The sequence below is a fragment of the Hydrogenophaga sp. RAC07 genome (assembly GCF_001713375.1).
Lineage (GTDB): Bacteria > Pseudomonadota > Gammaproteobacteria > Burkholderiales > Burkholderiaceae_C > Hydrogenophaga.
In genome coordinates this window covers 2,219,275-2,232,289 of record NZ_CP016449.1, presented here as the reverse complement: position 1 = coordinate 2,232,289, position 13,015 = coordinate 2,219,275, and the positions used below count along the sequence as shown (strand labels likewise).

At 67.3% G+C, this 13,015-nt stretch carries 14 protein-coding genes; 8 read left to right on the top strand and 6 right to left on the bottom strand.

Annotated elements, in window-relative coordinates:
- Positions 1–6 precede the first annotated feature (6 nt).
- Together BSY239_RS10430 and BSY239_RS10425 are read left to right on the top strand one after the other, a co-directional pair.
- On the top strand, positions 7–1,209 hold the full coding sequence (locus BSY239_RS10430; RefSeq protein ID WP_069048918.1) for an amidase: 1,203 nt from the start codon (positions 7–9) through the stop codon (positions 1,207–1,209).
- The gene (locus BSY239_RS10425; RefSeq protein ID WP_083239914.1) at positions 1,193–1,900 is read left to right on the top strand and encodes a GntR family transcriptional regulator; all 708 of its coding nucleotides are present in this window, start codon (positions 1,193–1,195) and stop codon (positions 1,898–1,900) included. Before BSY239_RS10430 ends, BSY239_RS10425 begins: the two co-directional genes overlap by 17 nt.
- Positions 1,901–1,903: 3 nt before the next feature.
- Here BSY239_RS10425 and BSY239_RS10420 read toward each other — a convergent pair whose 3' ends face one another.
- Both BSY239_RS10420 and BSY239_RS10415 read right to left on the bottom strand, forming a co-directional pair.
- Positions 1,904–4,315 (bottom strand): serine/threonine protein kinase, encoded by a 2,412-nt coding sequence (locus BSY239_RS10420; protein ID WP_069046788.1) that lies wholly within the window; start codon positions 4,313–4,315, stop codon positions 1,904–1,906.
- Positions 4,316–4,331: 16 nt separating this feature from the next.
- Positions 4,332–5,327 (bottom strand): NADPH:quinone oxidoreductase family protein, encoded by a 996-nt coding sequence (locus tag BSY239_RS10415; RefSeq protein ID WP_069046787.1) that lies wholly within the window; start codon positions 5,325–5,327, stop codon positions 4,332–4,334.
- 124 nt (positions 5,328–5,451) lie between these two features.
- Here BSY239_RS10415 and surE point away from each other — a divergent pair, with 124 nt between their 5' ends.
- The 5 genes from surE to rlmD all read left to right on the top strand — a co-directional run bounded on the left by surE (position 5,452) and on the right by rlmD (position 10,439).
- Positions 5,452–6,252: a 5'/3'-nucleotidase SurE gene (gene surE / locus BSY239_RS10410; RefSeq protein ID WP_069046786.1), complete on the top strand. Its 801-nt coding sequence runs from the start codon at positions 5,452–5,454 to the stop codon at positions 6,250–6,252.
- A gap of 101 nt (positions 6,253–6,353) precedes the next feature.
- Positions 6,354–7,076, top strand: a complete 723-nt coding sequence (locus BSY239_RS10405) for a protein-L-isoaspartate(D-aspartate) O-methyltransferase (protein ID WP_069048917.1) — start codon at positions 6,354–6,356, stop codon at positions 7,074–7,076.
- 89 nt (positions 7,077–7,165) lie between these two features.
- On the top strand, positions 7,166–8,053 hold the full coding sequence (locus BSY239_RS10400) for a peptidoglycan DD-metalloendopeptidase family protein (protein ID WP_083240183.1): 888 nt from the start codon (positions 7,166–7,168) through the stop codon (positions 8,051–8,053).
- 12 nt (positions 8,054–8,065) lie between these two features.
- Positions 8,066–8,851, top strand: a complete 786-nt coding sequence (locus tag BSY239_RS10395; RefSeq protein WP_069046785.1) for a 3'-5' exonuclease — start codon at positions 8,066–8,068, stop codon at positions 8,849–8,851.
- A gap of 106 nt (positions 8,852–8,957) precedes the next feature.
- On the top strand, positions 8,958–10,439 hold the full coding sequence (gene rlmD, locus BSY239_RS10390) for a 23S rRNA (uracil(1939)-C(5))-methyltransferase RlmD (RefSeq protein WP_069046784.1): 1,482 nt from the start codon (positions 8,958–8,960) through the stop codon (positions 10,437–10,439).
- An 18-nt stretch (positions 10,440–10,457) separates the two neighbouring features.
- On the opposite strand, the gene BSY239_RS10385 is transcribed toward rlmD, so the two are convergent.
- Both BSY239_RS10385 and BSY239_RS10380 read right to left on the bottom strand, forming a co-directional pair.
- Positions 10,458–10,811 carry a hypothetical protein gene (locus BSY239_RS10385; RefSeq protein ID WP_069046783.1) on the bottom strand — a complete coding sequence of 118 codons (354 nt, stop codon included), beginning with the start codon at positions 10,809–10,811 and terminating at the stop codon, positions 10,458–10,460.
- A gap of 129 nt (positions 10,812–10,940) precedes the next feature.
- The gene (locus tag BSY239_RS10380; protein WP_069048915.1) at positions 10,941–11,636 is read right to left on the bottom strand and encodes a Bax inhibitor-1 family protein; all 696 of its coding nucleotides are present in this window, start codon (positions 11,634–11,636) and stop codon (positions 10,941–10,943) included.
- 250 nt (positions 11,637–11,886) lie between these two features.
- Here BSY239_RS10380 and BSY239_RS10375 point away from each other — a divergent pair, with 250 nt between their 5' ends.
- Entirely contained in the window at positions 11,887–12,294 is a 408-nt protein-coding gene (locus BSY239_RS10375; RefSeq protein ID WP_069046782.1) for a GlcG/HbpS family heme-binding protein, read from the top strand.
- Positions 12,295–12,410: 116 nt separating this feature from the next.
- Here the strand turns inward: BSY239_RS10375 and hemP are convergent, their stop codons facing one another.
- Together hemP and BSY239_RS10365 are read right to left on the bottom strand one after the other, a co-directional pair.
- The gene (hemP, locus tag BSY239_RS10370; RefSeq protein WP_069046781.1) at positions 12,411–12,608 is read right to left on the bottom strand and encodes a hemin uptake protein HemP; all 198 of its coding nucleotides are present in this window, start codon (positions 12,606–12,608) and stop codon (positions 12,411–12,413) included.
- Entirely contained in the window at positions 12,605–13,015 is a 411-nt protein-coding gene (locus BSY239_RS10365) for an ExbD/TolR family protein (protein WP_069046780.1), read from the bottom strand. The genes hemP and BSY239_RS10365 overlap by 4 nt, the downstream gene beginning before the upstream one ends.

Genomic DNA, 13,015 nt, shown 5'->3' with positions numbered 1-13,015 from the left:
GCCGACATGAGTTTCCCCCTTGTTGACACCGTGGGCGCCTGGGTGCCCCACGGCCGTTTCGTGATCGAGCCCGGCGCCAGCGGCCCGCTGGACGGCCTGACGTTCGCCGCCAAGGACGTGTTCCACGTGGCGGGCCACCCCACCGGCGCCGGCAACCCCACCTGGCTGGCCACGCACGCTGTGCCCACGGCGCACAGCCCCGTGGTGGCGCGGCTGCTGGGAGCCGGCGCCACGCTCATGGGCAAGGTGCTCACCGACGAGCTGGCCTACAGCCTGCACGGCGACAACGCGCACTACGGCACACCCGTCAACAGCGCCGCGCCTGAACGTGTGACGGGCGGCTCGTCCAGCGGCTCGTGTGCCGCGGTGGCCGCGCGCCTGGTGGACTTTGCGCTGGGAACCGACACGGGAGGCTCCACCCGCGTGCCGGCGAGCTACGCCGGGCTCTGGGGCCTGCGCACCACCCACGGCCTGGTGTCGGCCGAGGGCCTGGTGCCCTTGCATCCTGCGTTCGACACCGTGACCTGGCTGGCGTTTGATGCCACCACCTTCGAGCGCGTGGCCGCCGTGCTGCTGCCGCGCAGCGACTTCGCACCCACGCGCGTGCTGGTGCCGCAAGACGCCTGGGACCTGGCCGACCCGGTGTTCGCCGAGCCGCTGCAGCGCGCCCGCGATGCGCTGGCCTCGCTGCTCCACACCGAGCCGCAGACCTTGCGCGTGGCCGGCGACAGTCCGCTCGCCGAGTGGCGCCAGACCTACGCCACCGCCGGCGCCTTTGAGGGCTGGGCCACGCACGGTGCCTGGATCACCGAGCACCAGCCGGTGTTCGGTGCGGCCATCGGGGCGCGCTGGAAAGCGGCCAGTGCCGTGACCGGCGAGGCCGCCGCTGCCGCGCGGGCGCAGGCCGCCACGGTTCGCCAGCAGGTGAGGGCGCTGCTGGGCAGCGACGGCGTGGCCGTGCTGCCGTCGGCCGCGAGCCTGGCACCACGCCGCGATGCCGACCCCGCCGACGTGGACGCGGTGCGCCTGCGCACCATGGCCATCACCTGCATCGCCGGCCTGGCCGGATTGCCGCAGGTGAGTTTGCCGCTCACGTTGGCAGACGGCACCGTGCTGGGCGTCTCGCTGCTCGGTCCGGCCGGCAGCGACCTTGAACTCATCAAACTGGCGGTGCAACTGCAAGGAGCGCTGAATGGCCAGAACCGCTGAACCCCCGGCTCCCGAAGCCGCCGACGACGACGTGGAAGAGCGCATCTACCGCGCCGTGTTCGACAGCGTCATGAGCCAGCGCCTGGCGCCCGGCACCAAGCTGCCCGAGGCGCCGCTGTGCGAGCTGTTCGGCGTGAGCCGCGCGGTGGTGCGCAAGGTGCTGCAGAAGCTTGCGCACGACCACATCGTGCAGCTGCGGCCCAACCGTGGCGCCATCGTGGCCGTGCCCACGCGCGAGGAAACGCAGCAGATCTTTGAAGCGCGCCGCGCGCTGGAAGCCGCCATCGTGCGGCTGGTGGCCGAACGCGCCACGCCGGCCGACCTGAAGGCGCTGCGCAAGCAGTTGAAAGAAGAACACCAGGTGATGCACCGTTTCGACCAACCGTCGTGGGCGCGCCTGGCCAGCGCCTACCACCTGCGCCTGGCCGAGCTCTCGGGCAACGCCATCCTGCAGCGCTACCTGATCGAGATCGTCTCGCGCTGCTCGCTCATCGTGGCGGTGCACCAGCCGCCGGGCAACGCGGCCTGCGAGCACGACGAACACGAACGCATCGTGGACTGCATCGCGCGCGGCGACGCCGATGAGGCCGTGGCCCTGATGGACCAGCACCTGCGCGACCTGGAGCGCCACCTGATGCTGGAGCGTCCCGCCGAGCCGCACGGGCTGGCGCACATGCTGGGTCTGGGTTAGGCCCTACGGCCGTGACTGGCGAAACGCCATCACCGCCTGGTTGCGCAGCGTCTTGAGCAGCGCGAGCTCTTTCTCGTCGAGCGCGATGTCGGAGGCGCTGGCCTTGTCGGCGTAGATCAGGCCGAAGGGCGTGCCCTTGAGCTGCAGGGGTAGCAGCAGGAAGGCCGGCGCGTTGATCTGGCTGCGGTACCAGACAGGCAGCTTCTGCGCCACGTTGGGCACACCGGCATCGCGGATCAGCGTGTCCAGCCCTTTGTTGCACACCATGCCGAAGAGGTCCTGCGCATCCTTGAGCGGCACGCGAAACAGCTTGGCCACCGAGGCCGCGTCTTCGCCCAGGCCAAAACGGCCCGTGAGGCTTTGTGTGGCCGCGTCGCGCAGGCAGAACAGCACGCGGCGAAATCCCAGGGCACGGTACATGGTCTCCAGCACCATGCGCAAGACGTCGTTGAGTTCAAAGTCTTCCACCATGGCGTTGGTGATGTCCTGGATGCCGGTGGCCAGCAGATCGGCCGACACGGCGCGTGGCGGAGGCGAGGGCTGCGCGGTCTCGGGCTCGTCCGGTGCGGGCTCGGCCGTGAGCTCCAGGGGCTGCAAGGAGTCGACGGGCAGCTCCTTGATCTGCGCCGGGCGCAGCAGCCGGGCGGCGGGCGAATCGCTGCTCACGTGCACGCCCATGGCCTCGGCGGTCTGCGCTAGTTTTTCCCGCGCGGCCAGGGCCACGGTCTGGATGTGTTTGCCCTCCAGGCCCAGGCCGCCGGCGTAGCGGCTGGACAAGCGGGCCAGTTCGCGCGCCAGTGCATCGCCTTCCTTGTGCAGGAAGGCATCGGCCATGTCGTTGGCCGCCAGACACAGCCAGCGCAGGCGCTCTTCGGTGTCGGCCGGTGCGCGCGTGGGCGGGTTGCCCGCGGGTTTGCGCATCAGGCGCTGGATGCTTGCGGGCAGGTCCCACACGCGGGCCACGCCCAGGCCCAGGTCTTCGCAGGTCATACCGAGTACACCGAGTGCCGCCACGTCTTCGCTCTTGCCGCTGGCCACACCCTTGCGCATCTCTTGCGCTTCTTCGGGAAAGTAGAACTCGGTGAGCAGGCGGCCCAGGTTCTGGAACAACGAACCGATGAACACCTCTTCGCCTTCGCGCGAGAGGGCGCACAGGTCGCTGGCCAGCGAACCCGCCAGCAGCGCGCGCAGGAACTCGACCTTGAGCAGGTTGGCGTGGGCCTTGTTCTGCATGTGTTCGAGCAGTACAAGGCTCATGGCCATGTTGCGGATGCCCACAAAACCGATGAGGCTCACCGCGCGCGACACCGTGCTGATGCTGCCGCCACCGGCGTGCGCGAACTGCGGGGTGTTGACCAGGCGCAGCAGCTTGTTGGTGAGCGCCACATCCTTGAGGATTTCGCTGGTCAGTGAATTCAGGCTTTCGTTTTCGGACGAGGCCATGCTCTGCACGCGCCCGATGGATTCGGACATGGCGGGGAAATCGCTTTTGTGGCGCATGCGCCGCAGCAGAAATCCCAGCGTGGCGTGGCTGGCCTGCGGCTCGGGGGTGCTGCTGTCCTGCTGTTGGCCTTGCCACTCGCGCAGCGCCTGGGCCAGCGCTTCTGCGCTGGCGATGCGCCGGCGTGCGTCGCGCGCGAGTGCGCGCATGAGCAGGGTGCGCAGCGCGTCGTCCACGTCGTGCACGCCGTCCTGCGGCAGCGCCAGGTCTTCATGGGTCACGCGGTAGATCGCACGGTAGGTGTCGCGACCATCCACCAAGGCTTGACCGAACAGCATTTCAGCGAGCACCAGCGCGGCGCTGAAGACGTCGCTGGTGTCGGTGGCCGCCTGTCCGGTGGCGGCTTCGGGCGACAAATACCCCGGCGTGCCCTGCACCGTGGCGGCGTCCACCTCGGCGGTGCCCATGCGCGCTGCGATGCCGAAGTCGGTGACCTTGGGACGCAGGTTGCGGTCGAGCAGGATGTTCGAGGGCTTGAGGTCGCGGTGCACCACCCCGGCCGCGTGCGCCGACTGCAGCGCATCGAGCACCGACAGCATCAGGGCCACGGCGTCGGTGGCGGGCATGGCTCCCTTGTCCAGCAGGTGGGCCGCCAGGGTCTGGCCCGCCACGTACTCGAACACCAGCGAAGGCTGGCCGTCGATCACGTCGGCTTCAAAGAGGGTGGCAATGTGGGGGTGCGAGAGCCGGGCCACGTGGCGCGCTTCGCGCAGCCAGGGTTCCATGGCGGCGCCCGCGCCCGGCCGCACCGCCTGCATCACCTTGATGGCGACCTGCCGGTCCAGTCGGGGGTCGTGGGCCAGCCACACCGTGGCGTGCACGCCTTTGCCCAACACCTCGCGCAGTTCGTACCTGCCCAGGTACTTCGGGTGGGCGGGGCGGCCGCTGGTGCCGGGGGGCGAGGTGGGTTTCACATGGATCCGGGAACGTTCAGGTGGGGGTGTTGACCATCACGAGCTTACCCTTGACCGAGCGCGAACCCATGATGGCGTAGGCCTTGTGCAGCTCGTTCATGGGCAGGGTCTGGTCGATCACCGGTTTGACCTGGCCCTTGGCGTACATCACGGCCAGGGCCTGCATCATCTCGGCGTTGGCCTTGGGCTCGCGGCGCGCGAAGTCGCCCCAGAACACACCCACGATGCTCGCGCCCTTGAGCAGGGTGAGGTTCAGCGGCAGCGCCGGAATGGGGCCGCTGGCAAAACCGACCACCAGGTAGCGGCCGCGCCAGGCGATGGAGCGGAACGCGGGCTCGGCGAAATCGCCGCCGACCGGGTCGTAGATCACGTCGGGGCCCTTGCCGTCGGTGAGTTGTTTGATGGCGTCGCGCAAACCTTCCTTGGGCGTGTGCACGCTGTAGTTGATGGTGGCATCCGCGCCGAGCTGTTTGCAGAGATCGCACTTCTCGTCACTCGATGCCGCCGCGATCACGCGCGCACCCGCAGCCTTGGCGATCTGGATGGCCGCCGTGCCCACGCCGCCGGCCGCGCCGAGGATCAGCACGGTCTCGCCGGCCTTGAGCGCGGCGCGGTCCATGAGCGCGTGCCACGAGGTGGCGTAGATCATGATGAAGGCGGCGGCGTCCACCGCCGGGAAACCGGCCGGCAGCGGCATGCACAAGGCCGCCGGTGCGATGGTGTGCGTGCCGAAACCACCGGTGCCGCTCAGGCAGGCCACGCTCTGGCCCACCTGCAGGTGTTTCACGCCTTCGCCCACGGCGCGCACGACGCCGGCGTATTCGGAGCCCGGCACAAAGGGCAGGGGAGGCTTCATCTGGTACTTGTTCTGCACGATGAGCAGGTCGGGAAAGTTCAGGCTGGCGGCCTGGATCTCGATCAGCACCTCGCCCGCCTTGGGCTCGGGCGTGGGCAGTTCTTTCCAGGTCAGGGCGTCAACGCCCACGGGGTTTTCACAAAGCCAGGCGTGCATGCCGTCTCCTCGGTTGTTGGGGGTGGGTCGGACCATGATAGGCAGGGCAGAGGCCCCCATTGCAGCGGGTAAGCCCGTTGTCTGTCTCAAGCGTGACCAATGCGAAGCCACCTAAAATCGCTTGATGAAAATTCTCATCTCCAACGACGATGGTTACCAGGCGCCCGGCCTCGTGGCGCTGTATGAAGCCCTCAAGGGGCTGGCCGAGGTGGAGGTGGTGGCGCCCGAGCACAACAACAGTGCCAAATCCAACGCGCTGACCCTGCATTCCCCGCTGTATGTGCACACTGCGCACAACGGTTTCCGCTACGTCAACGGCACGCCGGCCGATTGCGTGCACATCGCGCTCACCGGCCTGCTGGGCTACCGGCCCGATCTGGTGGTTTCGGGCATCAACAACGGCGCCAACATGGGCGACGACACCATTTATTCGGGCACGGTGGGCGCTGCCATGGAGGGTTACCTCTTCGGCATTCCGGCCATTGCGTTTTCGCAGACCGAAAAGGGCTGGGGGCACCTGGACGATGCGGGCCAGATGGCTGCGCGCCTGGTGGCGCAGCTGCTGCCCTCGCTGGAGAACGGCGCGCCGGTGGAGCCCTGGCTGCTCAACGTGAACATCCCCAACCGACCCATCGCCGCCATCAAGGGCTTCAAGGTCGCGCGCCTGGGCCGGCGCCACGCGGCCGAGCAGGTGATTTCGCAGACCAACCCGCGCGGCGACACCATGTATTGGATCGGCAGCGCCGGCAAGGCCAAGGACGATGCGGACGGCACCGATTTCCATGCCGCCGTGCAGGGTTACGCCACCATCACGCCGCTGAAGGTCGACCTCACCGACCACGAGCGCCTGGCCTACTGGGCACCCACAGCCGCCAGCCTGTCGGCGCCGCCCGAGGCGGTGGTTGCCGGGGGAGCAGGCTCTTGAAGGACGGCGGCAAAGCCCGTCCCACGTTCCCGGCCCGGCTGCCGGCCGCACCTCAGCCGCCCAGCGTTCGCCCGTCGGTTGCGCGTGTTTCACAGCCTGCGCTGGCCAACGTCAAACCCGCGCCGCGCCCGGCCATCAAAACCGCCCCCCCGGTGCGGTCGGTGGTGCCCAGTGGCGTGGGCATGGACTCTGTGGCGGTGCGTGCGGCCATGGTGCGCAAGATCCAGGCGCAGGGCGTGAGCCACGCCGGCGTGCTTGCGGCCTTGCAGGCGGTGGAGCGGCACCGGTTTGTCGACACCGCGCTGGTCAACCAGGCCTACGAGGACACCAGCTTGCCGATCGGCCTGGGGCAGACCATTTCCAAGCCCGGCGTCGTGGCCCGCATGATCGAGCTGCTGTGTGCCGGTCACACCGGCAAACTGGGCCGTGTGCTGGAAATCGGCACCGGCTGCGGCTACCAGGCGGCGGTGCTGGCCCATGTGGCGCGCGAGGTCTACAGCATCGAACGCCTGCGCGGCCTGCACGAAAAAGCGCGCGAGAACCTTCGCGCCTTCCGCATCTCCAATCTGCACCTGTTGTTCGGCGACGGCATGCTCGGGTACGCCAAGGGGGCTCCTTATGCCGCCATCATTGCCGCCGCCGGGGGCAACGACATTCCCCAGGCCTGGATCGACCAGCTGGCCGTGGGTGGCCGCCTGGTGGCGCCGGCGGTCACCGCGGCGGGCAAACAAAACCTGGTGGTGGTGGACAAAACCGCCACCGGCACCGTTCGCACCGAGCTGGAGGCCGTGTTTTTTGTGCCTCTAAAATCGGGCATCGCATGAGTTTCCCCCTGCCGTTGGCAGCGGGGCGTTTTTCATACCGGAGCCGCCCCCAGGCTTGCTCCGTTCACAGGTTGGGAGTTTTCATGTCCATGCGTTTTCCCCTGGCACCGACCGTGCCCCGCGAACAGCGCCGTTCTCCATGGCAGGTGGCTGCCGTGGCCGCTGTTGCCGCGGTTGTGCTGGTCACGGCCGGCTGTTCGACCCGCCGCGTGTCCGGCCCCGCGCCGGTGGAAGACCGGGGTTTGGCCCGTCCCCCGGCTGCCGTGGTGCTGCCTGGTGCCGAAAATGCCGGCAAACCTGGCTACTACACCGTGAAACCCGGCGACACGCTCTACCGCATTGCGCTGGACAGCGGCCAGAACTGGCGCGATCTCCAGGCCTGGAACAGCCTGGCCAATGCCAATGCCATCGAAGTCGGCCAGGTGCTGCGTGTGCAACCGCCGGCACCGATCGTGGCCCAGCCAGCACCCGCCACCGGTGTGGCCAGCACGCCGGTCAACCCGGCCGGTGTGGTGTCGCGTCCGCTCACCGACACCGCGCCCGTGGCGCCCGCCGCCGCGCCCATTCCCGCCCCGGCCCCCGCACCTGCACCCGCCTCGGCAGGTGCGGACGAACTCAATTTCGTGTGGCCGGCCCAGGGCACGGTGGTGTCCAACTTCGATGAGGCGACGAACAAGGGTGTGTCGATCGCCGGCAAGATCGGTGACCCGGTGGTGGCCGCCGCTGACGGCCGGGTGGTGTACGCCGGAGCCGGTCTGCGGGGCTACGGCAACCTCATCATCTTGAAGCACAACAACACCTACCTCACGGCTTACGCGCACAACCAGGCTTTGCTGGTGCGCGAAGACCAGGCCGTGCGCCAGGGCCAGAAGATCGCCGAGATGGGCAGCAGCGACACCGACCGCGTGAAGTTGCATTTCGAGGTGCGCCGCCTGGGCAAACCGGTCGATCCGATCGGTTATCTGCCCAAACGCTGAGCCAGGGCCACCATGGCCTGGCCGGTGCTCGTTTTCGACATCGAGTCCATTCCCGACGTCGATGGCCTGCGCGCCTTGCGTGGTGCGCCGGCCGACCACAGCGACGAGCAGGTGTACGCGGCCTGGCTGGCCGAACGCAAGGACAAAGGCCAGAGCGACTTCATGCCGCTGCACCTGCAGCGCGTGCTGGTCATCAGCTGTGTGTTCCGCAACGCCGAGGGCCTGCGCATCCACTCCTTTGTGGACCGCGACGGCCAGAGCGAAGGCAAGGTGGTGCAGACCTTCTTTCAAGCGGTGGAGAAACACACGCCGCAACTGGTGAGCTGGAATGGCGGCGGGTTTGATCTGCCGGTGCTGCACTACCGCGGCCTGCGCCATGGCGTGGAGGCCAGCAAGTACTGGGACCTCGGCGAAGACGACCGCGAGTTCAAGTGGAACAACTACATCAGCCGCTACCACATGCGCCACTTGGATCTGATGGACCTGCTGGCCATGTACTCGCCCAAGAACAACGCGCCGCTGGACGCTATGGCCAAGCTCTGCGGCTTTCCCGGCAAGCTCGGCATGGACGGTTCGCAGGTGTATGCGCAGTACCTTGCCGGGCAGACCGAGGACATCCGGCGCTACTGCGAGACCGACGTGATGAACACCTACCTCGTGTACTGCCGTTTCCAGAAGATGCGCGGCGGCCTGACCGAAGCCGAGTACGAACAGGAGATCGTGATGGTGAAGGAGACGCTGGGCAATCTGGCGCCTGAAGAGGCTCACTGGGGCGAATATCTCAAGGCCTGGGCCTGAGAGCAGAGCCCCCACGCTCCACCGCTTCGCGGGTCGCTGCCCCCCATGGGGGCTGTTTCGCCTAGTGGCGGCCCGGCGGCGAAACGCGGCCTGAGACAATCGGAGCATGACAACCGCAGCCACCCTTCACGTAAACAGCCTCCTCACCACCGCCAACGCCGCGGCCCACGACGCGCCCGAGAGCCCTCTGCCCGACGGCTGGCTCGCGGTGGAATCCCTCGACATCGATGCCCAGGGCATCGCCCGCCGGCCCGATGGCAAGGTGGTCTTCATTGAAGGCGCACTGCCGTTCGAGCAGGTCAGCGTCAACGTGCACCGCAAGAAGAACAACTGGGAAGCCGGTGTGGTGACGGCGGTGCATCACGAGTCGTCCCAACGGGTGCGCCCCGGCTGCCCGCATTTCGGCCTGCACGCCGGCGCCTGTGGCGGCTGCAAGATGCAGCACCTGCACGAATCGGCCCAGGTGGCCGTGAAGCAGCGGGTGCTCGAAGACAACCTCTGGCACCTGGGCAAGGTGCGCGCCGAGATGATGCTGCGCCCGATCGAAGGGCCGGCCTGGGGCTACCGCTACCGCGCGCGCCTGTCGGTGCGCCATGTGCACAAAAAAGGCGAGGTGCTGATCGGTTTTCACGAGCGCAAGAGCCGGTACGTGGCCGACATGCGGGTCTGCCCGGTGCTGCCGCCACACGTCAGCGAAATGCTCATGCCGCTGCGCGAACTCATTTTCGGCATGGACGCGCGCGAAACCTGCCCGCAGATCGAGCTGGCCTGTGGCGACTCGGTGACGGCCATGGTGCTGCGCCACCTGGAGCCGCTGAGCGACGACGACATCAGCCGCCTGCGTGCGTTCGCGCAGCAGCACGGCGTGCAGTGGTGGTTGCAGGCCAAGGGGCCGGACACGGTCAAGCTGCTCGACACCGATGGTCCGCAGCTGTCTTACGCCTTGCCCGAGTTCGGCATCACCATGCCGTTCAAGCCAACCGACTTCACCCAGGTCAATCCCGCCATCAACCGGGTGCTGGTCACGCGGGCCCTGCGCCTGCTGGATGCGAAGAAGGACGAGCGCGTGATCGACTGGTTCTGTGGCCTGGGCAACTTCACCCTGCCCATTGCCACCACGGCGGGCGAGGTGCTGGGCATTGAAGGCAGCGAGACCCTGGTGGCGCGCTCGCGCGACAACCTCGCGCTCAACCAGGCCGGCCGCGACCGCCCGCTGGCGCCCACGGCCTTTGCCGCGCGCAACCTGTTCGAGATGACGCCGGGCCTGCTGGTGTCCGACGGCACGGCGCAGAAATGGCTGGTGGACCCACCGCGCGAAGGCGCTTTTGCGCTGGCCAAGGCCTTGGCGGATCTGCACCAGAACCCGGCCCAGCGCGGTGGCTGGACGCCGCCGCAGCGCATTGTGTATGTGAGCTGCAATCCCGCCACGCTGGCGCGCGACGCGGGTTTGCTGGTGCACCAGGCGGGCTACCGCTGCGTGGCGGCGGGCGTGGTCAACATGTTCGCGCACACGGCGCACGTGGAAAGCATGGCGGTGTTCGAACTCGATCCCACCCGCGTGCCGGGCGAGGACCCGACGCCGGAGTAAACCGGGCGGGGCGGCGGATCAGGAGTTGCGCGAGGCGCTGGCGGCCTTGTCGCCGTCGGGGGCAGTCGGGCTGGCCGCAGGGGCCGCACCCGCCGGCGCGGGCTCGGCCGGCATGCCCACGATGGCGTTCTCGCGCATGTACTCGTCCATCTCTTTCCAGCCGGCGAACACGGCGGCCTTGCCCGCGCGCGGGTAGCCGCCGAAACAGTCCTCGATGCTGCGCACCGCGTGGCGGCAGGCGCTGCCGATGGCCTTGCCTTCGGCTTCCTTCTTGGCCGCGACGTCGACGGCGCTCTCGATGCCGAGCGCATCGCAACCCGCCAGCAGGCTGGCGGCACCAAGAAGGCAGGCGGAGAGGGCGGTGTGTCGCATGGTCGTCGGTGTGGGTTCCCTGTTGTTTCGGCTTTTGAATCAGGAACTTGACACCTGTTTGGCCAGGGAAAAGTACCGACATGAAAAAAGGACCCGAAGGTCCTTTTTTCGTGGAGCTCGCGAAGCCGCTTATTCGCGGTCGCCGCCGAACATGCCCAACAGCATCAACAGGCTCTGGAAGATGTTGAAGACGCTCAGGTACAGGCCCAGGGTGGCGGTGATGTAGTTGGTCTCGCCGCCGTCCACGATGCGCTTCAGGTCGTACAGCAGGTACATGCTGAACACCACGATGGCCAGGGTGGCAATGGCGGCCATGGCGGCCGGGCTGCCCACGAACACGTTGATGATCGCGCCGATCATGATGGCCAGGGCGCCCACGAAGAGCCACTTGCCCATGCCCGAGATGTCGCGCTTGATCACGGTCGACAGGTTCGCCATGACGAAGAACACGCCGGCGGTGCCGCCGAAGGCCGTCATGATCAGGCTGGAGCCGTTGCTGAAGCCAAGCACCGAGGCCAGCAGGCGCGAGAGCATCAGGCCCATGAAGAAGGTGAAGCCCAGCAGCACCGGCACGCCGGCGGCGGAGTTCTTGGTCTTCTCGATGGCGTACATGAAGCCGAAGGCGCCGCCCAGAAAGACGATCAGTCCGATGCCACCCGTGAGCGCGGCCGTGATGCCGGTCTGCACGCCGATCCAGGCGCCCAGTACGGTCGGCAGCATGGACAGGGCCAGCAGCCAGTAGGTGTTGCGCATGACTTTGTTGCGCTGCGCATCGCTCGATACCGCGGTGCCGAAGCGGCCGCTGGTGTGGACTTGATCGGTCATGGTGGTGATCTCCTTCATCATCTGACACGTGGGGGCCGGTACCCGGGCGCCGGAATGGCACCCGACCGGTGGAAATGCATTGTAGGGTGATGCCCTGCCCGGCACACAGGGGGCCAGAAACCGCAATTTTGGTAAGGTCACTTGTGACCTCATGACCCTCAATGGTCGCGGTATCGTTCGCCCTGGGCACGCGGATCGTCTCAATCCCGACTTGCAACCTTTCTCTGACACCCCAACAGGACTTAAGTTCATGAAAAACAAACCCATGCTGGAAAGCGCCGACGTCAAACTGATCGCTGCGGCGGCCGAGGCCGAAGCGCTGAAGAACAACTGGGCGGTCACGATCGCCATCGTGGACGACGGCGGGCATTTGCTGGGCCTGCAGCGGCTGGACGGCGCAGCCGCGATCTCCTCGCACATTGCCCCGGCCAAGGCCCACACGGCGGCCATGGGACGGCGCGAGAGCAAGGTCTACGAGGACGTGATCAACCAGGGCCGCACATCGTTCCTGAGCGCTCCGTTCCTCTCAGGCATGCTGGAAGGCGGCGTGCCGATCATGAAAGACGGCCAGTGCCTGGGTGCGGTGGGTGTGAGCGGCGTGAAGTCGACCGAAGACGCGCAGATTGCGCGCGCAGGCATTGCCGCCATCGGGCTGTAAGCCCTGAACCGGGGCGAACGAAAAAAGACCTGGCTAACCGGGCACAACGCCCCTTGGCTGGTCAAAAACGACGCCCGGAGACGGTGAAATCTCCGAGGTCGCCCCACGATTCAAAACTACTTGGTCAGGATCAGCTTGCCTTGGCGCGTGGCGTGCAGGCGGTAGATCGATCCGTTGTGGCTGATCGTCACGGCCTTCTGGCCGCGCAGCAGCGACTCGCTGGGCACGGACGGAAAAGTGCCTTCCTTCGGTTCGGTTTCTTCCACCGCCGGGAAAGCTTCCCGTTCGGGGTCCGGGCGAGCTTGCGTGTTCATGGTGCGGGTTCGGTGATGAAGCCGATCTTGCGCACGCCGCTGCGCTGCGCGGTGGCCATGGCTTGCGCCACACGTTCGTAGCGCACCGCCTTGTCGCCGCGGATGTGCAGCTCGGGCTGCGGCTCTTGCGCGGCAGCAGCCGTCAGGCGGATGGCGAAGTCGGCGTCTTCCACGCGCTGGTCGTTCCAGAAGTACACACCGTCGGCGTCCACCGAGAGGCGGATGTTCTCCGGCTTGTCCAGCACCTTCTCCATGCTGGCTTGCGGCAGTTCGATGTTGACTGCGTGTTTGATCACCGGCACCGTGATGATGAAGATGATCAGCAGCACCAGCATCACGTCGATGAACGGGATCATGTTGATCTCGCTCATCATGTCGTCGTTGTCCTGGGAGGTTCCAATGGCCAT

Coding starts and splice junctions, on each gene's coding strand:
- BSY239_RS10430 (WP_069048918.1), top strand. CDS start 7: ATGAGTTTCCCCCTTGTTGACACCGTGGGCGCCTGGGTGCCCCACGGC.
- BSY239_RS10425 (WP_083239914.1), top strand. CDS start 1,193: ATGGCCAGAACCGCTGAACCCCCGGCTCCCGAAGCCGCCGACGACGAC.
- BSY239_RS10415 (WP_069046787.1), bottom strand. CDS start 5,327: ATGCACGCCTGGCTTTGTGAAAACCCCGTGGGCGTTGACGCCCTGACC.
- surE (WP_069046786.1), top strand. CDS start 5,452: ATGAAAATTCTCATCTCCAACGACGATGGTTACCAGGCGCCCGGCCTC.
- BSY239_RS10400 (WP_083240183.1), top strand. CDS start 7,166: ATGCGTTTTCCCCTGGCACCGACCGTGCCCCGCGAACAGCGCCGTTCT.
- BSY239_RS10395 (WP_069046785.1), top strand. CDS start 8,066: ATGGCCTGGCCGGTGCTCGTTTTCGACATCGAGTCCATTCCCGACGTC.
- rlmD (WP_069046784.1), top strand. CDS start 8,958: ATGACAACCGCAGCCACCCTTCACGTAAACAGCCTCCTCACCACCGCC.
- BSY239_RS10385 (WP_069046783.1), bottom strand. CDS start 10,811: ATGCGACACACCGCCCTCTCCGCCTGCCTTCTTGGTGCCGCCAGCCTG.
- BSY239_RS10380 (WP_069048915.1), bottom strand. CDS start 11,636: ATGACCGATCAAGTCCACACCAGCGGCCGCTTCGGCACCGCGGTATCG.
- BSY239_RS10375 (WP_069046782.1), top strand. CDS start 11,887: ATGAAAAACAAACCCATGCTGGAAAGCGCCGACGTCAAACTGATCGCT.
- hemP (WP_069046781.1), bottom strand. CDS start 12,608: ATGAACACGCAAGCTCGCCCGGACCCCGAACGGGAAGCTTTCCCGGCG.
- BSY239_RS10365 (WP_069046780.1), bottom strand. CDS start 13,015: ATGGCCATTGGAACCTCCCAGGACAACGACGACATGATGAGCGAGATC.